Below are 18984 nucleotides of genomic sequence, written 5' to 3'. Positions count from 1 at the left end.
TCACTGCGGTTCCCGCCTGATCGCACGCCATGCCAGATCGGCGATGGCCGCGCAGTATTCGTCGTCGACGGCGGCGTCGGAGTAGAGGGCGCGAATGTTCAGCGGCGCGAGGACGATCTGCACGGCGGCCAGCGTGTTGACGCCCTGGCGTAATTCGCCGCGTTGCCTGGCCCGATCGATGACGGCGCGCACGACGGCAAAGCGCGCCCGCCAGAACATCATTCGGGTCTCCTCGTCGTGGTGCCCACGACGGTCCATCACCAGCGCCCGCAAGAACGTGCGGCCCACCTCGGCGTTGATGCGATCGGTCACGTTCCGGGCCAGCGCCTGTAGGTCTCCGCGCAGCGAGCCGGTGTCCGTCGCCGCACTCAGGGCCTCCACGTCGGCGAGGGCCGCATCGACGATGAGCCGTTGCCGATCGCCCCAGTAGCGGTAGATCATTGCCGCGTCCAGGCGGTGGCGCTCCGCCAGCGCCTCGACGCTGAATCGCTCGACACCCCAACGGGCCAACTCGTCGAGCACCGCCGGCATCACCCGCGCCCGGATATCGGCGGGGCAGGTTCGTCGGGTGGTTGAGACGACCCCATCGAAGTCTCCTTAATGCCGCCGGACTTGACTGCCCGGCCGCTCGCGCCGCCTCCCGGCGTGCATCGTCGACACGCTAGAGATAGCCCGTCTGGTTCACCAGACGAACGGAAGACGCTCCGTCGGAATAGAATTCGGCGATGCTCAACGAGGCCAGGTCGAGGTGCAGCCGATAGAGGATGCCGGGCCCGGCGTCCAGCGCCAGCCGCAGCAGCATCTTGATCGGCGTCACGTGCGACACCACCAACACCGTCGCGCCCTGGTGTTCGCCGGTGATCCGGTCGCGGACCCGCAGCACCCGGTCCAGCACCGCGTCGAAACTCTCACCGCCCGGCGGCGTGCTGCCGGTGTCGCTCAGCCAGCGGCGATGCAGCTCCGGATCGCGTTCGGCCGCTTCGTCGAACGTCAACCCCTCCCAGGCCCCGAAATCGGTCTCGATCAAGTCGTCGTCGACGGTGACGTCCAGGCCCAGCGCCTTGGCGGCCACCGCCGCGGTGTCATAGGCCCGTTGCAGCGGCGAGGAGAGCGCCGCGGCGATCCCGCCGCGGTGCGCCACATACCGGGCCGCGGCCGCGGCCTGCCGCCGCCCTACATCGGTCAGCGCCGGGTTGCCGCGGCCCGAATAGCGGCGTTGCGCCGACAACTCCGTCTGCCCGTGCCGCAGCAACAGCAGCCTGGTCGGCGTGCCCCGCGCGCCGGTCCATCCGGGCGAAGCCTTGTCCTGCGCGGCAACGGCTTTCGCTGGCTTGGCGTTGCCGGCCGCGGCGTCCATCGCCTCGTTCGCCAGCCGGTCCGCGTGCGAGTTGCGCGCCCGGGGAATCCACGCGTAGCTGATCCGGTCGAACCCAGACGCGAGCGTGCGCGCCTGGGCGTGCAGGTCGATCAGGTCGGGATGCTTGACCTTCCACCGCCCGGACATCTGCTCGACCACCAGCTTGGAATCCATGAAGACCTCGGCCTCGCTCGCGCCCAGGTTCACGGCGTCCCCCAAACCCGCAATCAGGGCTCGATATTCGGCGACGTTGTTGGTCGCGACGCCGATGGCCTGCTTGGCCTCGGCCAGCACCGTCGAGCGGTCCGCGGAGCGCACCACCGCGCCGTACCCGGCCGGTCCGGGATTTCCCCGCGACCCGCCGTCGGCCTCGATGACGACCTTCATGTCTCGAATCCCTTGACCCGCAACAGGATCGCGCCGCATTCCGGGCATCGCACCAGCTCGTCCTCGGCGGCGGCCGAGATGCGGGACAGCTCGCCGCGGCCGATCTCGATCCGGCAGGCACCGCACCGATGCCCGAGCAGCGGCCCGGCGCCCGGCCCTCCCCCGGCGCGCTGCCGCTCGTAGAGCGCGGACAGCGCGGGATCCAGCGTCGCGGCCAGGGTGTCGCGCCGGGACGAATGCGCCTGGCGGGCCTCGTCGATTTCGGCCAACGCCGCATCCACGGCCCGCCGCGCGCCGTCCAGCTCGGACCGCAGCGCCTCGACCGCGCCGCGCTCGGCGTCCAGCTGCGACTGAAGCTCCTCGCGGCGCTCCATCACCTCGAGCAGGGAATCCTCCAGGCTGGTCTGGCGGCGAAGCAGGGTCTCCAGTTCGTGCTGGAGATCCGACAGCTGTTTGGCGTCCGTCGCGCCCGACTGGAGCAGCGACCGGTCGCGTTCCTCGCGCTGGCGCACCGCGTCGATCTCCGACTCGAACCGCGACACCTGAGCGTCGAGGTCCTCCAACGCGATCCGGGCCGCGGCCAGCCGGTCGCTGGCGGCGTTGTACTCGGCCTGGACCCGCTCGCAGGCCTCCTGCTGCGGCAAATGGGTGGCCCGATGCGCGATGCGGGACAGCTCGGCATCGAGCTTCGACAGCTCTAGCAGCGAAAGTTGCTGTGTTACATCGACTTTCATGACGATCCTCCCCCGTCGCCGTGACACTCCACATTCCAAGGGTCGGTGCGGATGGTGCACACCCGCACGGGCAGCGCCGCGCCGAAGCGGGACCGCAGGATGTCGGCGGCCTGCCCGCACCACGGGAATTCGCTCGCCCAGTGCGCCACGTCGATCAGGGCCACATTGGAGGCCCGGCGATGCTCGTCGGCCGGATGGTGCCGCAGATCGGCCGTGACATAGGCGTGCACGTCCGCGCCGGCCGCGGCGGCCAGCAGCGAGTCCCCGGCGCCGCCGCAGACGGCGACCCGCGACACGAGCAGGTCGGGATCCCCCGCCGCGCGCACGCCCCACGACGTCTTCGGCAACGCGGCCCCGACCCGGGACACGAAGCTGCGCAACGGCTCCGGGCGCGCCAGCACACCGATGCGGCCCAACCCGGCGTCACTGGGCGGGGGCACCAGCGCGAAGATGTCGAAGGCGGGCTCCTCGTACGGGTGGGCGGCGCGCATCGCCGCCAGCACGGCGCCGCGGGCCCGCACGGGCGCGACGACCTCGAACCGGTCCTCGGCCACCCGCTCGACCGTCCCGACGCTGCCCACCGCGGGCGTGGCCCCGTCGTGCGGGAGGAACTGCCCGATGCCGCCGACGCTCCAGCTGCAGTGCGAGTAGTCGCCGATGTGGCCGGCGCCGGCCTCGAACACCGCCGCCTGCACCGCTTCCGCGTTTTCGCGGGGCACGTAGACGACCCACTTGTCGAGATCGCCCGCGGCGGTGAGGGGTTCGAGCACTTCTTCGACGGTGAGGCCAAGGGCGTCGGCGAGCGCGTCGGACACGCCCGGTGACGCGGAGTCGGCGTTGGTGTGGGCGGTGAACAGCGAACGCCCGGTTCGGATCAGGCGGTGCACGAGCGCACCCTTCGGCGTGCTGGCCGCCACGGAGTCGACCCCGCGCAACAGCAGCGGGTGATGCGCCAGCAGCAGGCCGGCGTCGGGAACCTCGTCGACGACCGCCGGCGTCGCGTCGACCGCAACGGTCACCGAGTCCAGCGCGTCGTCGGGGTCGCCGCACACCAGGCCGACCGAATCCCACGGCTGGGCAAGCCGCGGCGGGTACGCCTCGTCCAGCACCTCGATCACGTCGGCCAGCCGCACGCTCACCGGCGCACCTCCGCGATCGCCCGGGCCAGCAGCGGCCACTCGCGCCGCACCGCCGCCCGCAGATACCGCTCGTCCAAACCGACGAACGTGTCGCACCGTCGAACGGCGATCCCCTTGCGCTCCAAGCCGTTTCGCAGCCGGACGGCGTCCGGGGTGCGGAACAGGACGAACGGGGCCCGGCCCTCGACCACGTCGGCGTCCACCGACGCCAGGCCGGCCACCATTTCGGCGCGCACCTCGGCCAACCGCAGCGCGCCGGCCGCGGCGTCGGCGACCGCCCGCGGCTCGCAGCACGCCGCGATGGCCGTCAGTTGCAACGTGCCCACCGGCCAGTGCGCGCGCTGGCCGGTCAACCGGGCCAGCACCTCCGGTGAGCCCAGGGCGTAGCCCACCCGCAGCCCGGCCAGCGCCCACGTCTTGGTCAGGCTACGCAGCACCAGCACATCGGGCAGCGGATCGCCGGCCAACGACCCCGGCTCGCCGGGAATCGAATCGGCGAACGCCTCGTCGACCACCAGAATCCGGCCGGGCCGGCGCAACGCGAGCAGCTGCTCGCGGGCGTGCGACACCGAGGTGGGGTTGGTCGGATTGCCCACCACGACCAGGTCGGCGTCGTCGGGCACGCGCGCGTCGTCGAGGCGGAACGGCGGCTCGAGGACGACATGCTCGACGGGCACCCCGGCCGCGCCCAGCGCCACGGCCGGCTCCGTGAACGACGGCGCGAGGATCGCCGCCCGCGCCGGACGCAGGTTGGGCAACAGCGCGAACCCCTCCGCCGCCCCGGCCAGCGGCAGCACCTCATCGCGGGTTCGGCCGTGTCGTGTGGCGGCCGCGTCCTGGGCCCGGCGCACGTCGTCGGGGCTCGGGTAACGGGCCAGGTCGGGCAGCCGCGCGGCCAGCCGCCGCAGCAGCCACTCCGGCGGTTGCGCGTGGCGGACGTTGACGGCGAAATCGAGCATCCCGGGCGCGACGGCCTGATCGCCGTGATAGCGCGCCGCCGCTGGCGGGCTCGGGTTGAGAGTCGCCATCCGTGAAACACTAGTGCGCCGCCAACCGAGCGTGGCATCGAGAGCACACCGAGCCTGCGGGGCCATGCCGCGGCCAGCCGCCAACAACCGCTATATGTAGTCAACGTAACGGCAGATATGTATGGTGGGGACGGTGAAGACCGTCACGATCACGCTCCCCGAAGAACTCGACGCGCTGGCCGCCGCCGAAGCACGCCGACGTGGCATTTCCAAGTCAGAGCTGATACGGCTGGGACTCGGTGCCGTCCTTTCGCCGCCGCTCGGCGAGCCCAAGGACGACCTTTGGCGTTCGCTTGCCGGATTCGGCTCCGCCCGTGTCTCGGTGGAACCGGGCGAGATCGACGATGTCATCTATGGCACGTGAAATTCGCTGACACGGGTTGGTGGGTGGCATGGGCGCTGCCCGGGGATGCTCGGCACAGCGACGCGCTCGCCATGCTCGGGGCGGTGGGGCGGTCTGAGCAAATCCTCACAACCAACCTCGTTGCCGGCGAGACCTGGACGTTTCTGCGCCGAAAAGACAGCCACCGGACCGCGCTGGCCTTTCTCGACCGGCTCGATGCTCTGAGCAGCGCCGAACGCCTCGTCGTGCACCGGGTTAGCGAGGACCAAGAAGCCGCAGCCTGGGACTGGCTCCGTAAGGACGATGAGCGGGTGTATTCCTTTGTCGACGCGACAAGTTTTCGCGTCATGCGCGACCGGCGTCTGCGCGAGGCTTTAGCTTTCGACCGGGACTTCGCGGCGGCCGGATTCGTGGAGGTCCGGGCCAGCCGTCAGGGACAATGGGAATCGTGACAGACACGATCTCGGCCGGAGTCGATTCTCCGCGCGGCCCTGGCGTCACCAAGGCCCAGCTGGTGATCTTCGACCTCGACGGCACGCTCACCGACTCGGCGGAGGGGATCGTGGCCAGCTTCCGCCACGCGCTCGGCCACGTCGGCGCCGCGGTGCCCGACGGCGACCTGGCCGCGCGGATCGTCGGCCCGCCCATGCACGAGACCTTCCGTTCGATGGATCTCGGAGAAGACGCGATCGCGGCCTATCGGGCCGACTACACGACCCGGGGCTGGGCGATGAACAGCCTGTTCGACGGCGTCGAGCCGCTGCTGGCCGACCTGCGCGCCGCCGGCGTCCGGCTGGCCGTGGCCACCTCCAAGGCGGAACCCACCGCCCGGCGCATCCTCGCCCACTTCGGGCTCGACCGGCATTTCGAGGTGATCGCGGGCGCCACCACCGACGGCACCCGCAGCTCCAAGGCCGACGTGCTGGCCCACGCGTTGGAACAATTGGCGCCGCTGCCCGAGCGCGTGCTCATGGTCGGCGACCGCAGCCACGACGTGCACGGCGCGGCCGCGCACGGCATCGACACCGTCGTGGTCGGCTGGGGCTACGGGCGGGACGACTTCGGTGACCTTGCCGACGTGACGCATGTCGCGACGGTCGACGAGCTGCGGAGGGCGCTCGGTGTCTGACGCATTGCATGTCACGTTCGTCTGCACCGGCAACATCTGCCGTTCGCCGATGGCCGAGAAGATGTTCGCCGACCAGCTGCGGCGACGCGGCCTGGGCGATGTGGTGCGGGTGACCAGCGCGGGCACCGGCAATTGGCACGTCGGCAATTGCGCCGACGACCGGGCGGCCGGTGTGCTGCGCGCCCACGGCTATTCCGCCGACCATTGCGCCGCCCAGCTCGACGAGGACCACCTGTCGGCCGATCTGGTGGTGGCGTTGGGCCGCAACCACGTTCGGATGCTGCGGCAACTGGGCGTCGACGACGACCGGATCCGCATGCTGCGGTCGTTCGACCCGCGCTCGGGTGCCCACGTCCTCGACGTCGACGACCCGTACTACGGCGACCCCGAGGACTTCGAAAGGGTTTTCACCGTCATCGCGGCCGCCCTACCCGGCCTGCATGACTGGGTCGACGAACGACTCGCCCGGAACGGCGGGACTTGATGCGGCGTTTGGCTTTTCTGCTGCGGCCGGGCTGGATAGCGCTGGCGCTGGTGGTGATCGCCTTCACCTACCTGTGCTTCATGGTGCTCGCGCCCTGGCAGTTGGGAAAGAACACCAGGACGTCACGGGAGAACCGGCAGATCGAGCACTCTCTCAACACACCGCCGGTGCCGCTGAAAACCATGTTGCCCCAGCAGGATTCGTCGGCCGCCGATGCGCAGTGGCGCCGGGTGACCGCGACCGGGCACTACCTGCCCGACGTGCAGGTGCTGGCCCGGTTGCGGGTGGTCGAGGGGGACCCGGCGTTCGAGGTGCTCACCCCGTTTGTCGTCGACGACGGGCCCACCGTGCTGGTCGACCGCGGCTTCGTCCGGCCGGAGGGGTCACACGTCCCTGCGATCGCCCGCCCGCCGGTCGACACGGTGACCATCACGGCACGGCTGCGCGACTCCGAGCCCATTGCTCCAGGCAAGGATCCGTTCGTCAGAGATGCTGTGCAGCAGGTGTATTCGATCAACACCGACCAAATCGCGGCGTTGACCAAGGTCCCACTCACCGGGTCCTACCTGCAATTGGTCGACAACCAACCCGGCGGCCTCGGCGTGATCGGCATCCCCCACCTGGACGCCGGACCGTTTCTCTCCTACGGCATCCAGTGGATTTCGTTCGGCATCCTCGCGCCGATCGGGCTGGGCTACTTCGTCTACTCCGAGATCCGGGTCCGTCGCCAGGAGAAGCAGCGCGTTGCCGCAACCCCGGTGACCGTCGAGGAGAAGCTCGCCGACCGCTACGGCCGTCGCCGGTAGCGGGACGCGTTGATTCTGCGCTGACCACGGGGGTTACTCGCACTTTTGCCTGGTGGGCGCAGAGTCATCAACGTCCCACACGCCAGCGCGGCGGCCGCCTGCACCGCCCGCGAGAGAACAACCGCGCGGTTCAGGTCGGCCACCGTGGGTTCTCGGCCGTCGCCGAGGGTGGGCCGGATCTGCATCTCGTGGTGGTAATGCGTGGGCCCGCCGAGCTGGACACCCAGCGCCCCGGCGAAGGCCGCCTCGATTACACCGGCGTTGGGGCTGGGATGCCGGGCGGCGTCCCTCCGCCAGGCCCGCACCGCACCCGACGGTGAGCCGCCGACCAGGGGCGCGCATACCGCCACCAACCCCGCGGTTACCCGGGCCGGGATGTAGTTGGCCAGATCATCCAATCGCGCGGCGGCCCAACCGAATCGGATGTAGCGCGGGGAGCGGTGGCCGACCATCGAATCGAGCGTGTTGATGCCGCGGTAGGCCAGCACCCCCGGAACCCCGCCCACCGCCGCCCACAGCAGCGGCGCCACCTGGGCGTCCGAGGTGTTCTCCGCGACCGACTCCAGCGCCGCGCGCGTCAGGCCCGCACCATCCAGCCGCGCCGGGTCGCGCCCACACAGCGACGGTAGGAGCCGTCGCGAAGCCTCGACGTCGCCGCGCTCCAACAGCCGCGACATGTCCAACCCCGTGCGCGCCAACGACGTCCCCCCCAGCGATATCCAGGTGGCGGCGGCCACGGACCAGGGCCGGCCCCGGGGCGTGAGGGCAATACCCAGCGCCGTCACCGCGCCGACCAGCAGCCCGACGTGCAGCACACCCGCGATCCTGGTGTCGCGGTAGGTGACGCGCTCCAGTGCCGCGGCCGCCCGGCCGAACAGCGCGACGGGATGACCCCGTTGCGGGTCGCCGAATGCGAGGTCGGCCAGGTAGCCGACCAGCACGCCGACGATCCTCGTCGCAAACACCCCGGCAGCGTCTCACACGTGGTCTACTCGATTCCATGGGGCGAGATTCGCGATGAAGCGGCCCGCAACCCGGGTCGCCGACCTGCTGAACCCGGCGGCGCTGCTGTTACCGGCCGCGAACGTGATCATGCAGCTGTCGTCGCCGGGCGTCGGCTACGGCGTGCTGGAGAGCCCCGTCGACAGCGGCAATGTCTACAAGCATCCGTTCAAGCGCGCCCGCACGACCGGCACCTACCTGGCGGTCGCGACCATCGGGACCGAGTCCGACCGGGCCCTGATCCGCGACGCCGTCGACGTCGCGCATCGGCAGGTGCGGTCGACGCCGTCGAGCCCGGTGTCCTACAACGCGTTCGACCCCAAATTGCAGCTGTGGGTGGCCGCCTGCCTGTACCGCTATTTCGTTGACCAGCACGAGTTTTTGCACGGCCCGCTCGACGACGACACCGCCGACGCCGTCTATCGCGACGCCAAACGGTTGGGGACCACGCTGCAGGTGCCCGAGCGGATGTGGCCGCCGGACCGGGCCGCGTTCGACGAGTATTGGAAGCGCTCCCTCGAGGAGGCGCGCATCGACCCGCCGGTGCGCGGGCATCTGCGCGGGGTGGCGTCGGTGGCTTTCCTGCCGTGGCCGTTGCGAGCGCTGGCGGGGCCGTTCAACCTCTTCGCGACGACGGGCTTCCTGGCCCCGGAGTTTCGGGCGATGATGCAGCTGGACTGGTCGCGGGGGCAGCAGCGCCGGTTCGAGTGGCTCCTGGCCGCCCTGCGGGTGGCCGATCGGCTGATTCCGCACCGGGCGTGGATCTTCGGCTATCGGCTTTACCTGTGGGACATGCGATTCCGCGCGCGACGGGGCCGCCGCATCGTCTAGGGCCACCACACCGCGAGCGTGCACAGAATGCCGCGTCGAGCGGCGTGTCGCTGTGCAGACACGCACGCTCGGCGCGTCGGGTGTTTACCGCACCGTCGCGAAGAACGCGCGCAGGTCCCCGACGAACAGCTCCGGTTGCTCGAACGCGGCGAAATGGCCACCGCGCGGCATGTCGGTCCAGTGCGTGATGTTGTAGCTCGGCTCACACCACGTCCGCGGCGCCTTCAGAAGCTCTTTGGGGAAAGCGGCCACACCCGTGGGCACCTCGACACGGGCCCCTCCCCTCCACGCCCGGAAGCTCTCCCAATACAACCGGGCCGAGGACGCGGCGGTGCCGGTCACCCAGTAGAGCATCACGTTGTCGAGCAGCTCGTCCCGGGTGAACGCGTTCTCGGGATGCCCATCGCAATCCGCCCAGGCCCAGAACTTCTCGACGATCCACGCCAGCTGTCCCACCGGCGAATCGACCAGCCCGTAGCCCACCGTTTGCGGCCGGGTGGACTGCTGCTTGGAATAGCCGGTGCCCCACTTCCGGTGGTGGGACAGCGCGGCCAGGGCCGCCTTCTCCTCCTCGGTGGGGTTGTCGAGCTCCCCCGGCGCGCCGACCGGCATGTTCAGATGGATGGCCGCGCAATGGTTGCCGTTTCGGCCGATCTGGGTCGTGACGGCCGCACCCCAGTCGCCGCCCTGCGCGCCGTAGCGGTCGTAACCGAGGCGCAGCATGAGCGCCTCCCAGGCCCGGGCGATCCTTTCGACGCCCCAGCCGGTGCGGGCGGGCTTGCCGGAGAACCCGTACCCGGGAAGCGACGGGCACACGACGTGAAAAGCGTCCTCGGCGCGGCCCCCGTGGGCCGTCGGATCGGTCAGCGGCTCAATCACCTTGTGAAACTCCACAATTGAGCCGGGCCAGCCGTGGGTGATCAGCAGCGGGAAGGCGTCCTCGTGCGGCGACCGCTGGTGGATGAAATGGATGTCCAGCCCGTCGATTTCGGTGATGAACTGGTCGAAGCGGTTGAGCGCGGCCTCGCGGGACCGCCAGTCGTATTCGTTGGCCCAATAATCGGCCAACTCGCGGGTGTAGGCCAGCGGCATGCCCTGGCTCCAGTCGTCCACGCATTCGGCTTCGGGCCACCGGGTGCGCGCCAGGCGCGATCGCAGATCTTCCAGAACGCCGTCGGCGACCTCGATGCGAAACGGCCGCACGGGTTCACCAGTCAGCGGTTCACGCATCCACGCACCTGACCTTGCCATAGCTCACGAGCCTAACGCCCCACAATGATGGGCGCGGTGCCGTGTGGCGGACTTTTCGCGGGGCGTCGAATGGGCTTGGGGGCCAGGACGTTTCGGTGTCCGCGGCGGGGATGGTGATCGAGCCAGTGGTAAGTGGCGAGCTTGACCCGGTCGTTAAACAGGAACCACACGACCGCGTAGGCCCACACCAGGCCGGCCCAGCGCCACCCGAGCGGGGTCATCGCCACACCGTAGACGGCGATCAGGGTGGCGATGGTTTGCGCGGTGATGACGGCGCCCAACAGTAATCGTGCGGGCGCGGGCCGAGACCAGAAGGGGCCGCGGGTGCGGGTCAGGAAGATGGTCAGCTGACCGGCGACCGACAGTTTGAGGTAGATCATGGTGCGGATCGTGTCGTGGTCGAGGCCAAAGACCTTGTCGGCGAGGAAGAAAAGCGTAAAGGTCGCGACCACACCGATGACGCCCAGCGCGGTGGCGATGGTCAGCACACCGCGCATGTCCCACTTGACGGGCCTGGGTGAGCCGCGCACATGATCGTACGCGATGGACAGGATCGCGCCGTCGTTGAGCAGCGCCAGGAACACGATCATCGCGGCGGTGACCGGGAAGAAGTTCATGAACACGACCGCCAGAGTGATCAGCAGCAGCACCCGGATGGTTTCGGCGATGCGGTAGGTGGCATAACTGGTCAGCCGGGCAAAGATCTCGCGGGCCTGCCCGATGGCCGTCACGATCACCGACAACCCCGGCGCCAGCAGGACCACATCGGCCGCGGCCCGGGCCGCATCGGTGGCTCCGGCCACCGCGATGCCCGCGTCGGCCTGCTTGAGCGCGGGTGCGTCGTTGACCCCGTCGCCGGTCATCCCGACGATGTGCCCGCGGGCCTGCAACAGCCGCACGATGTGGTACTTGTGCTCGGGAAAGACCTGCGCGAACCCGTCGGTGGCTTCCACCCGGGCGCCCAGATTGTCATCGTCGGTGGCCCCGTCCAGGATTGCGGCATCGAGAATCTGCGCGCCCAGGCCGACCTGGCGGGCGATCTCGCGGCCGATGGCCACCTGGTCGCCGGTGACCATCTTGACGTCGATGCCGAGTTCCTTTGCGGCGGAGATGGTCGCCGCGGAATCGTCGCGGGGCGGATCGGCCAACCCCAGCACGCCCATCAGCCGCCACGAGCCGTCGCCGTCCGATCTCGCCACGCCCAGGGATCGGTGCCCGTGGGTGGCGAACCGTTCGACCACGCCATCGACCTGGGCGGCGGCGCCGTCGCCGTCGCACAGGGCGGCGATGACCTGCGGCGCGCCCTTGCTGACCCGAAACGTGTGACCGTCGGAGTCGCGCACCAGCGCCTCGGTGCGCTTGCTGACCGGGTCGAACGGGGTGAACTGGTCCACCTGCGCGGCCGGTCGTTGGTTCGCGGCGGCCAGCACCGCCAGATCGATGAGGTCGTTGTCCTCGGCGCGCGAGGCCAACGCTGCGACTGCGAGCAGCTCGTCGTCGGAGACGCCCTGGGCGGTCCAGCGGGCGGCGACCGCGAGGCGGTTCTGGGTCAGGGTGCCGGTCTTGTCCGAGCACAACAGGTCGATGCCGCCGAGTTCCTCCACCGCGGGCAGGTGGCTGACCACGGCCTCTTGGTGCGCCAGCTGGCGCGCCCCCACGGCCATGGTCACGGACAGCACCGCCGGCAACGCCACCGGGATGGAGGCGATCGTGACCACCAGCGCGAACTCGAGGGTCTGCAGCGCCGGATTGCCCCGCACCAGCGAGACCGCGACCGTCAACGTCACCAACGCGACCGCGATCACGATCAGGTAGTTGGCGATGCGTAGCACCGCGCGCTGAAAGTGGCTGACCGTTCCCGCGCTTTCCACCAGCGCGGTGGTCTTCCCCATATACGACGACGCCCCGGTGGCAGACACCAGCGCGTCGGCCTCCCCGCGCACCAGCACCGACCCGGAATACAGGCTCTGGCCCTGCCCGCGGCTCACCGCCAGCGATTCGCCGGTCATCGCCGACTGATCCACCTCGAGCGTGACGTCGTCGAGCACCCGCAGATCGGCGGGCATCACATCACCGAGGCGCACCCGCACCACGTCGCCGGGCACCAGCTCGCGCACCGCCACCGTCACCCAGGCGCCGTCGCGCAACACCCGTGCCGCCGACGCCAGTCTCTGCTTGAGCGCGGCGATCGCGTTGGCCGCCTGGTGTTCCTCGAAATAGGCCACCAGCCCGTTCATCGCCAACAGCACCCCGATGATGATCGCGTCGGTCCAGTGCCGGGCGGCCACCGACAACGCCAATGCGACCTCGATCATCCACGGGATCGGCGCCCAGAAATATCCCAGAAACTCCACCACCGGATTGCGGTGGTGCTCGGCGATCTCGTTGGGGCCGTAACGCTGCAGCCGCTGCACCGCCTCAGCGGCCGTCAAACCCGCTGCGGAACTGTCCAATTCGGCCAGTAACTGTGACAACGGCAGCTCGGTCACCTTGTCGGTGGCGTCCATCGCCCGCCTTCCACGTCGAGTACGGCAATGACCACCGAGCGGTTACGCGGAACGCCCGGAGGTATCGCGTTCGAATCTCACACTCACACCGGCCGCCGGGTAGGGCCGAACGCCCCTACGTCATTCCGACCCATGCCCGGCCGGGCGCACACCGCGTCGGCTTCGCAGGCCTGACGACGTCCAATCACAACAACCCTCTCAGAAATCATTGCATGAGGATACAAAATATTGTAGAAACCATTGCATATGTGTTGTGTCTAGCTATCGAACTTGGCCGTTGGCCGGCCATGCGCCGTCAAGCGATTTGGCGGCGCGGCCCTCACCTCGACCAGACTCGATACGCTCTGCTTGTTCCTGCTCGAGATGGGCATAACGGCCTCCCGCAAGTTGAGAGACCTCCGCGCGGCCGGAGCCCGCTTCACCATCTTCGGTCTGCTGGCGCCGAACCTCTTTGCCGCGCTTGGGATCAGCGCCGCCCACGGCTACGCGCACCTCACCCACACCGAGTTCAAGCCGGGAACCTACATCCTGTTCGCGGTACTGTGCGCCGCGGCGTCCTACATCGCCGTCCCAGCGGTGCAGCGGCTGGCGATCCCCGAGGCCAGTCCGACGCTGCCGCTAGCCGCATCCCTGGGGCTGACGTTTTCGTACAACGTCACCATCGGCATTCCGATCTACATCGAAATCGCCCGCCTCTTCCATTGATTGGGCCTTCGCAGCCTAAATCGCCACACACCGGCGGCTTGGTTGCCATGGCAAAGTATAACGAAACCGTGATACTTTTGACCGAGTTGGCGGTTGGTCACCCGGCTTGGCGGTGACCGACGTCCCGAGGTGCGGTCAGCCTAAAAGGTTGTGGCGCAGCGAATCAGCGATCCAGTCGCGGTAGCGTTTTAGTGCCCAGCCGCGGGAGACGACAAGGGCGTGGTGTAAGCCGGGATCGTTGTACACCCAAACGATGTCGCGGGCGGCGGAACGTGACAGTCCTCGGCGTAACCCGCCTCGTTTGGCGATGAGGTCGGCGATCTGACCCGCGCCGACGAAGCGTTCATCGCTGAGCGTGACCCATAGCTGATGCACCTCCGGGTCGCAGCCGGCGGCTGAGGCCACCACCTGATAGATCGCCGAGACGCGTTGTGCGCCCTCGGCGAGGATCCGCGTGTAACCGTCGACGATGCGCGCAGGGTCGGTCAGCTCGAACAGTCGGCGGACTTGGGGCCGTTCTCGCAGTGGGACTGGCTCGTCATCGCCGACGATGGCGCGGTCGTAGGCCGTCTTAAGCAGCCAGGGTTTGCCGCCCGCGGCGGCAAACACCGTGGAGCGGCCCACCCCGGCGGCGTCAGCGATGGCGTCGATGGACGTAGCGGCGTATCCGTGCTCGATGAACAATCGTGTCGCGGCGTCGAGTACCAGCTGGCGGGTTGCCGCTGCCTGTTGGGCGCGAAGCCGCGATTGATAGGGCTTGCGCGTCGTCGACCTAGAATTCACCGGACCCATAGTGTGTTGACACTACCCGCTGGATGTTCTAGCACCCCAGGTTGCGACGGTTTGGGTGCCTCATGTCGATTGAGAACTCTTCGGGCTCAACCGGTCTGGGGTCAGCCGGGTGATGCTGCGTTGGCCCTTGGTGCCGCCTTCCAGTAGGCGGGTCGTCGGACACGGCATGCGCCGCGTACAGCGGCCGGCGAAACCTAGGCGGGAATTAATCGGACTACTTAATCTTTATCATACTCGTGATCCGATCAATATGCGGGAGCTCAAGCCCCGCGGAAGGGACCCAGCCATGACCACGACCCCCGCCAAGTACGGTCAATTCGCCGTGATCACCGGCGCCTCATCAGGTCTCGGCGCCGAATTCGCGGCTCAACTCGCCGACGCCGGCTTCAACTTGGTGCTGGTCGCTCGTCGCCGGGATCGCCTCGATGCCCTCGCAAACCACCTGGGCTCCCAGCGGCAGGTGCTGGCGATCCCGTTGGATCTGGCCGCGCCGGGAGCCGTCGATGAGCTGGTGGCCCGCACCCGCGCCCTGGATGTCGGCCTGGTCGTCGCCGCGGCCGGGACCATGGTGGCCGGCCGGTTCGTCGATAACGACTACGCCGCCGAGTCACAGTCGGTTCAGCTCAACGTTCTGGCGTTGATGCAACTGGCCCACCGTTACGGCGCGATGATGGCGACCCGCGGGCGCGGTGGATTGATCCTGGTGGCCTCGACCGTGGGTCACGCAGCGGTGCCGTTTTCGGCCAACTACGCCGCGACAAAGGCCTATGTGTCGTCCTTGGGTCGGGCGCTGCACTACGAGCTCAAATCGTCCGGGGTCGATGTGCTGACGTTGGCGCCGGGCCCGACCGACACCGAGGGCCTGCGGGAGACCGAAGGCATCGACTTTGGTGCGCTGCCCATGCCGATGATGACCAGCACGGCGGTGGTGCGTACCGCGCTGAAGAAGTTGGGGCGAAGGTCGCTGGTCATTCCGGGCGCGATGAACCGCATGGCCGACGTGCTGTGCCACCTCTTGCCACGGTCAGTGATGACGGCGATGTTCGGGCGGATGCTGTTCAAGGCCATGGCCGCCGGCCCCGCCGCGGCCCCGACGTCCGGGATCGACTCACAACGCCAAGGGCGCGCATCGTGACCGCGGCCGGCGGTGCGGTCATGCCGGCCGCGCAATATGTCTCGATCGATGGGGTGGCCAGTGGACCAAACCTGAGATACGAGGTATTATTCGAATGTTACGAAAATAGCTTCGATTCGTTCGAATAAAGGGTTTGGTGATGAGTGCCGAAGTCGTCGAGACCACGACCTTTGTGCCAGATCATCCGGAGGAGCTTGCTCCGGTCCTCGGCTTTTTGGCTGCCCATGAACGACGTCGCGGCGAGGTGGCCTCGCCGAGCTATGCGCTTGTCGGCGTCGACGAGCATGATCGCATCGAGCTGCCCGAAGACATCCATCGTGCCCTGACAAAGGTGGTTGCGGCGCTTCATGCCGGCAAGGCCGTGACCATTGCGCCGCAAACCATGACCTTGACCACGCAGCAGGCAGCCGATCTTCTCGGCGTAAGTCGGCCGACCGTCGTTCGGCTGATCAATGAGGATGTGCTGCGGGCCGAGCGGATCGGCAATCGGCATCGACTCCTGCTTGATGATGTATTGGCTTATCGCGAAGAGCGCCGCAATCGTCAATATGACGCGTTAGCAGCGACCTCGATGGACATCAACAGCGATGACGATCCGGATGTGATCCGAAAACAGCTACGCCAAGCTCGTCGGGCGGTTGCGGCGCGCCGCAGGAATGCGGTTACGCCGAGCTGACACCATGGGCATCGGTGTTCGGAGCTGTTCTTGACACCTCGGTGTTGTGGCCAAGTTTGCAGCGGGACTTCTTGCTCTCGCTCGCGATCGAAGGCCTCTATAGGCCGCTCTGGTCAAGCGCCATCCTGGCCGAACTTGAATATCACGAGACGCGCAAACGCATCGAGCGAGGCGAACGGCCGGATGTCGCCGCCGATCGGGCGCGTCGCCTGATCGAGCAGATGTCGACAGCATTCGACGACGCTGCGGTCGAGAACTGGGAGCCGCACGATGGCGCGTTCGGGTTGCCGGATCGCGACGACGAACACGTTGTGGCAGCCGCCGTTGTGGGTGGAGCGGGCGCCATTGTGACTGAGAACCGCCGGGATTTCCCGTTAGCGAACATTCCCCCGCAAATCAAAGTGCTGTCGCCGGCAAAGTTCACGGCCGATACCGTGGCCGCCGCTCCTGAAGTCGCTCGCCGCGCATTACAAGCCATGTCGAATCGTTTCTCAACACCACCGCTGACGATCGATGACATCTTGGCTCGCTTGGTGGACCGATACGGCATGGGCGAAGCAGCAGATCTCATCCGCTTAGCGGATTGATACCGCCGTTACCGCAAACCGACTGCGATACCGTGCGCATCCGTTGTGCTGACCGCCAGTTTAGAACCGGTCAGTCCCGGATGCCGGTGAGAAATCGTCGGATGGCCGTACCCAAAGAGCTGACACCGAGGAACGTGGTGTCGCCCGCGGTGAACACGGCTGCTGGGCCAGCCTTCACTAGCCAGAACACGGCTGCGGCCAACACCGCGGCGACCATTCCAGTCAGAAGGATGAGTGCGAGCCACAGGCTATGCGCCGCGATGTCATCGTTCTCCATTGGACTGCCCTCTTCGAGATGTTCAGCGCGTATTTGGGCGCGTTATCGAGACAGGTCTCGCTGACCTGTATGAACAGTGGTGGGCGCGGACGGTATCGAACCGCCGACCGCTGGTGTGTAAAACCAGAGCTCTACCACTGAGCTACGCGCCCCACGCCCGCCGCAGGCTACACGCCCGGCGGCCAAGCACCCAAAACGTCAGGCCCGTAAAGCCGCCAGCGCGTCAATCCACAGCCGCTGGTCGCGGGCTTCACCGGGCTGCTTCATCTCGGCGTACCGAATTATCCCCGACCGGTCGATAACAAAGGTGCCGCGATTGGAGTAGCCGGCGTTGTCGTTGAACACGCCGTAGGCCTGGCTGACCTCGCCGTGCGGCCAGAAATCCGACAGCACCGGAAACGTGAACCCGCTCTCGAGAGCCCAGATCTTGTGCGTGGGCGGTGGGCCCACCGAGATCGCCAGCGCCACGCTGTCGTCGTTTTCGAAGTCCGGCAGGTGATCACGCAGCTGGTCCAGCTCCCCCTGGCAGATCCCGGTGAACGCCAGCGGGAAGAACACCACCAGGACGTTGCGGGCACCGCGGTAGGAGCTCAGGGTGACGGGCTGCTGGTTTTGGTCGCGCAATGTGAAGTCGGGGGCGGTGGTGCCGACGGGCAGCATCAACGCTTCCCGGCCCGGGACTTCGGCTGCACCAGTCGGCTGGCGCTCCAATCGCCCAGGTTGACCGACGAGGTCGGCATCAGCCCGGCGGTGGGGGCGGCCTCGGCGATCTCGGCGGGCGGCACGTGACCGGGCTTGCCGGTCTTGGGCGTCAGCACCCAGATCACGCCGTCCTCGGCCAGCGGGCTGATGGCGTCCATCAGGGTGTCCACCAGGTCGCCGTCGTCCTCGCGCCACCACAGCAGCACGACGTCGATGACCTCGTCGCTGTCCTCGTCGAGCAACTCACTGCCGCACGCCTCCTCGACCGCGGCACGAATGTCGTCGTCGGTGTCTTCGTCCCAGCCCCATTCCTGGACGACCTGGTCTCGTTGGATGCCCAATTTCTGAGCGTAGCTCGGGGCGTGATCCGCCGCGACCACCGTGAAGCCTCCTTAAACCATCCGCGCGCCGTGCGATGGGAATTATCATCACACAGGCCAGAACGCGGTCCATACCCCTGCCTCGTGAGCCGCCTCAGAAGGACGCCAGGCAGAGTTTCAGCGCCTTCGTCTTGGTGTCGTTGAGCTGGTCGACCCGCCTGTTGAACTCGGGTATCGGCGCGTGCGTGCCGATGGCGTTGGCCACTCCCCGCGCCGCGTCGATATAGGCGTTGAACGCGTCCCGCAGCTGCTGCGACAGCGCATCGCTGAAGCTGGAGGAGAGCGTGGTGGCGCTGTCGTTCAGCGCGCCGATCGCCGGTCCTTCGGCGGGGCCGGTGCTGCGGCCCCCATTGAACGCCGCGACATAGGTATTCACCTTGTCGATCGCGTCCTTGGCGCTGGTGGCCAGCGAGTCACACGAGGTGCGCACCGCCCTGGTCGTGAGCGATTGTTGCCGCTGGGACTCCCGGATGCGCGACGTCGCCGACGAGGCCGACACCGACGCGGACACCGACTGCCGGTAGGCCGGGGCGACGTTCGCATCGGGCGTGGCCGTGCCGTTGGTGACGGTGGTACATCCCGCCACCACGTTGATCAAGCCCATCAGCACCGCCGCGACACAGCCGAGCGCCAGCGCGCCTCGCCTGGGGAGGTCCCCCACCTGCGCGCGAGGGGCGGCACGCCATCCGATGAGCACGGCTGCTGACGTTACCGGGTGCCGATTTGGCCCCA

General features: G+C 68.2%; 22 protein-coding genes, 1 tRNA gene and 1 pseudogene. 10 read left to right on the top strand and 14 right to left on the bottom strand.

Translation table 11 applies throughout. From position 1 onward, the window contains the following. The 5 genes from G6N25_RS19015 to cobC form a co-directional block, all read right to left on the bottom strand. Positions 1 to 531 (bottom strand): TetR-like C-terminal domain-containing protein, encoded by a 531-nt coding sequence (locus G6N25_RS19015; RefSeq protein ID WP_163672481.1) that lies wholly within the window; start codon positions 529 to 531, stop codon positions 1 to 3. Positions 532 to 661: 130 nt separating this feature from the next. Further along, a complete protein-coding gene (locus G6N25_RS19010) occupies positions 662 to 1744 on the bottom strand; it encodes a bifunctional RNase H/acid phosphatase (RefSeq protein WP_083074386.1) in 1083 nt (360 codons plus the stop codon). Continuing rightward, positions 1741 to 2478, bottom strand: a complete 738-nt coding sequence (locus G6N25_RS19005; RefSeq protein WP_083074387.1) for a zinc ribbon domain-containing protein — start codon at positions 2476 to 2478, stop codon at positions 1741 to 1743. The genes G6N25_RS19010 and G6N25_RS19005 overlap by 4 nt, the downstream gene beginning before the upstream one ends. Next, complete coding sequence (locus tag G6N25_RS19000) at positions 2475 to 3617, bottom strand: Nif3-like dinuclear metal center hexameric protein (protein WP_083074388.1); 1143 nt, start codon at positions 3615 to 3617, stop codon at positions 2475 to 2477. The genes G6N25_RS19005 and G6N25_RS19000 overlap by 4 nt, the downstream gene beginning before the upstream one ends. Continuing rightward, on the bottom strand, positions 3614 to 4645 hold the full coding sequence (cobC, locus tag G6N25_RS18995; RefSeq protein WP_083074389.1) for an Rv2231c family pyridoxal phosphate-dependent protein CobC: 1032 nt from the start codon (positions 4643 to 4645) through the stop codon (positions 3614 to 3616). The genes G6N25_RS19000 and cobC overlap by 4 nt, the downstream gene beginning before the upstream one ends. Before the next feature lie 133 nt (positions 4646 to 4778). Between cobC and G6N25_RS18990 the strand changes: the two genes are divergently transcribed. From G6N25_RS18990 to G6N25_RS18970, 5 genes are read left to right on the top strand one after another with little or no spacing between them, the layout of a single operon-like run. Continuing rightward, positions 4779 to 5009 carry a ribbon-helix-helix protein, CopG family gene (locus G6N25_RS18990; RefSeq protein WP_197745683.1) on the top strand — a complete coding sequence of 77 codons (231 nt, stop codon included), beginning with the start codon at positions 4779 to 4781 and terminating at the stop codon, positions 5007 to 5009. Next, complete coding sequence (locus G6N25_RS18985) at positions 5006 to 5440, top strand: type II toxin-antitoxin system VapC family toxin (protein WP_158084880.1); 435 nt, start codon at positions 5006 to 5008, stop codon at positions 5438 to 5440. Before G6N25_RS18990 ends, G6N25_RS18985 begins: the two co-directional genes overlap by 4 nt. Then, positions 5437 to 6117, top strand: coding sequence for an HAD-IA family hydrolase (locus tag G6N25_RS18980; RefSeq protein ID WP_372506922.1), 681 nt, complete (start codon positions 5437 to 5439; stop codon positions 6115 to 6117). The genes G6N25_RS18985 and G6N25_RS18980 overlap by 4 nt, the downstream gene beginning before the upstream one ends. Beyond that, positions 6110 to 6601, top strand: coding sequence for a low molecular weight protein-tyrosine-phosphatase (locus G6N25_RS18975; RefSeq protein ID WP_083074391.1), 492 nt, complete (start codon positions 6110 to 6112; stop codon positions 6599 to 6601). The genes G6N25_RS18980 and G6N25_RS18975 overlap by 8 nt, the downstream gene beginning before the upstream one ends. Continuing rightward, on the top strand, positions 6601 to 7407 hold the full coding sequence (locus tag G6N25_RS18970) for an SURF1 family cytochrome oxidase biogenesis protein (RefSeq protein WP_083074392.1): 807 nt from the start codon (positions 6601 to 6603) through the stop codon (positions 7405 to 7407). The genes G6N25_RS18975 and G6N25_RS18970 overlap by 1 nt, the downstream gene beginning before the upstream one ends. On the opposite strand, the gene G6N25_RS18965 is transcribed toward G6N25_RS18970, so the two are convergent. Further along, the gene (locus G6N25_RS18965; protein ID WP_083074393.1) at positions 7389 to 8372 is read right to left on the bottom strand and encodes a cobalamin biosynthesis protein; all 984 of its coding nucleotides are present in this window, start codon (positions 8370 to 8372) and stop codon (positions 7389 to 7391) included. The genes G6N25_RS18970 and G6N25_RS18965 overlap by 19 nt on opposite strands. A 52-nt stretch (positions 8373 to 8424) precedes the next feature. Here G6N25_RS18965 and G6N25_RS18960 point away from each other — a divergent pair, with 52 nt between their 5' ends. After that, positions 8425 to 9240, top strand: coding sequence for an oxygenase MpaB family protein (locus G6N25_RS18960; protein WP_083074394.1), 816 nt, complete (start codon positions 8425 to 8427; stop codon positions 9238 to 9240). Between the two features lie 84 nt (positions 9241 to 9324). On the opposite strand, the gene G6N25_RS18955 is transcribed toward G6N25_RS18960, so the two are convergent. After that, a complete protein-coding gene (locus tag G6N25_RS18955) occupies positions 9325 to 10443 on the bottom strand; it encodes an epoxide hydrolase family protein (protein WP_083074469.1) in 1119 nt (372 codons plus the stop codon). A gap of 59 nt (positions 10444 to 10502) precedes the next feature. Further along, positions 10503 to 12998, bottom strand: coding sequence for a plasma-membrane proton-efflux P-type ATPase (locus tag G6N25_RS18950; protein WP_083074395.1), 2496 nt, complete (start codon positions 12996 to 12998; stop codon positions 10503 to 10505). A 342-nt stretch (positions 12999 to 13340) separates the two neighbouring features. Here G6N25_RS18950 and G6N25_RS18945 point away from each other — a divergent pair. Further along, positions 13341 to 13703: pseudogene (locus G6N25_RS18945) on the top strand (sodium-dependent bicarbonate transport family permease); the annotation flags it as partial. Positions 13704 to 13838: 135 nt separating this feature from the next. Here the strand turns inward: G6N25_RS18945 and G6N25_RS18940 are convergent. Then, the gene (locus tag G6N25_RS18940; RefSeq protein WP_264055856.1) at positions 13839 to 14495 is read right to left on the bottom strand and encodes a TetR/AcrR family transcriptional regulator; all 657 of its coding nucleotides are present in this window, start codon (positions 14493 to 14495) and stop codon (positions 13839 to 13841) included. A 286-nt stretch (positions 14496 to 14781) separates the two neighbouring features. Between G6N25_RS18940 and G6N25_RS18935 the strand changes: the two genes are divergently transcribed. The 3 genes from G6N25_RS18935 (at position 14782) to G6N25_RS18925 (ending at position 16893) form a co-directional block, all read left to right on the top strand. Further along, the gene (locus G6N25_RS18935) at positions 14782 to 15630 is read left to right on the top strand and encodes an SDR family NAD(P)-dependent oxidoreductase (RefSeq protein WP_083074396.1); all 849 of its coding nucleotides are present in this window, start codon (positions 14782 to 14784) and stop codon (positions 15628 to 15630) included. A 139-nt stretch (positions 15631 to 15769) separates the two neighbouring features. Next, positions 15770 to 16306: a helix-turn-helix domain-containing protein gene (locus G6N25_RS23630; protein ID WP_083074397.1), complete on the top strand. Its 537-nt coding sequence runs from the start codon at positions 15770 to 15772 to the stop codon at positions 16304 to 16306. A gap of 14 nt (positions 16307 to 16320) precedes the next feature. Further along, a complete protein-coding gene (locus tag G6N25_RS18925; protein WP_083074398.1) occupies positions 16321 to 16893 on the top strand; it encodes a PIN domain-containing protein in 573 nt (190 codons plus the stop codon). Positions 16894 to 16963: 70 nt separating this feature from the next. Here the strand turns inward: G6N25_RS18925 and G6N25_RS18920 are convergent, their stop codons facing one another. From G6N25_RS18920 to G6N25_RS18900, 5 genes are all read right to left on the bottom strand, one after another. Then, positions 16964 to 17170: a hypothetical protein gene (locus tag G6N25_RS18920; protein WP_083074399.1), complete on the bottom strand. Its 207-nt coding sequence runs from the start codon at positions 17168 to 17170 to the stop codon at positions 16964 to 16966. Positions 17171 to 17247: 77 nt separating this feature from the next. Further along, positions 17248 to 17322, bottom strand: a tRNA-Val gene (locus tag G6N25_RS18915). Between the two features lie 46 nt (positions 17323 to 17368). Further along, complete coding sequence (locus G6N25_RS18910) at positions 17369 to 17830, bottom strand: peroxiredoxin (RefSeq protein WP_083074400.1); 462 nt, start codon at positions 17828 to 17830, stop codon at positions 17369 to 17371. Continuing rightward, positions 17830 to 18252 carry a DUF3052 domain-containing protein gene (locus G6N25_RS18905; RefSeq protein WP_071511770.1) on the bottom strand — a complete coding sequence of 141 codons (423 nt, stop codon included), beginning with the start codon at positions 18250 to 18252 and terminating at the stop codon, positions 17830 to 17832. The genes G6N25_RS18910 and G6N25_RS18905 overlap by 1 nt, the downstream gene beginning before the upstream one ends. A gap of 94 nt (positions 18253 to 18346) precedes the next feature. Then, the gene (locus tag G6N25_RS18900; protein ID WP_083074401.1) at positions 18347 to 18949 is read right to left on the bottom strand and encodes a hypothetical protein; all 603 of its coding nucleotides are present in this window, start codon (positions 18947 to 18949) and stop codon (positions 18347 to 18349) included. Positions 18950 to 18984 lie beyond the last annotated feature (35 nt).

It is taken from the genome of Mycobacterium heidelbergense, assembly GCF_010730745.1.
GTDB lineage: Bacteria > Actinomycetota > Actinomycetes > Mycobacteriales > Mycobacteriaceae > Mycobacterium > Mycobacterium heidelbergense.
Note: the sequence above shows the minus strand (reverse complement) of the source record. Positions and strands in the feature narration are given on the sequence as shown.

Excerpts from the sequence above, each read along its gene's own strand:
- G6N25_RS23630 (WP_083074397.1), top strand. The coding sequence starts at position 15,770 with ATGAGTGCCGAAGTCGTCGAGACCACGACCTTTGTGCCAGATCATCCG.
- G6N25_RS18960 (WP_083074394.1), top strand. The coding sequence starts at position 8,425 with ATGAAGCGGCCCGCAACCCGGGTCGCCGACCTGCTGAACCCGGCGGCG.
- G6N25_RS18940 (WP_264055856.1), bottom strand. The coding sequence starts at position 14,495 with ATGGGTCCGGTGAATTCTAGGTCGACGACGCGCAAGCCCTATCAATCG.
- G6N25_RS19015 (WP_163672481.1), bottom strand. The coding sequence starts at position 531 with ATGCCGGCGGTGCTCGACGAGTTGGCCCGTTGGGGTGTCGAGCGATTC.
- G6N25_RS18970 (WP_083074392.1), top strand. The coding sequence starts at position 6,601 with ATGCGGCGTTTGGCTTTTCTGCTGCGGCCGGGCTGGATAGCGCTGGCG.
- G6N25_RS19010 (WP_083074386.1), bottom strand. The coding sequence starts at position 1,744 with ATGAAGGTCGTCATCGAGGCCGACGGCGGGTCGCGGGGAAATCCCGGA.
- G6N25_RS18935 (WP_083074396.1), top strand. The coding sequence starts at position 14,782 with ATGACCACGACCCCCGCCAAGTACGGTCAATTCGCCGTGATCACCGGC.
- cobC (WP_083074389.1), bottom strand. The coding sequence starts at position 4,645 with ATGGCGACTCTCAACCCGAGCCCGCCAGCGGCGGCGCGCTATCACGGC.
- G6N25_RS19005 (WP_083074387.1), bottom strand. The coding sequence starts at position 2,478 with ATGAAAGTCGATGTAACACAGCAACTTTCGCTGCTAGAGCTGTCGAAG.
- G6N25_RS18950 (WP_083074395.1), bottom strand. The coding sequence starts at position 12,998 with ATGGACGCCACCGACAAGGTGACCGAGCTGCCGTTGTCACAGTTACTG.
- G6N25_RS18910 (WP_083074400.1), bottom strand. The coding sequence starts at position 17,830 with ATGCTGCCCGTCGGCACCACCGCCCCCGACTTCACATTGCGCGACCAA.
- G6N25_RS18920 (WP_083074399.1), bottom strand. The coding sequence starts at position 17,170 with ATGGAGAACGATGACATCGCGGCGCATAGCCTGTGGCTCGCACTCATC.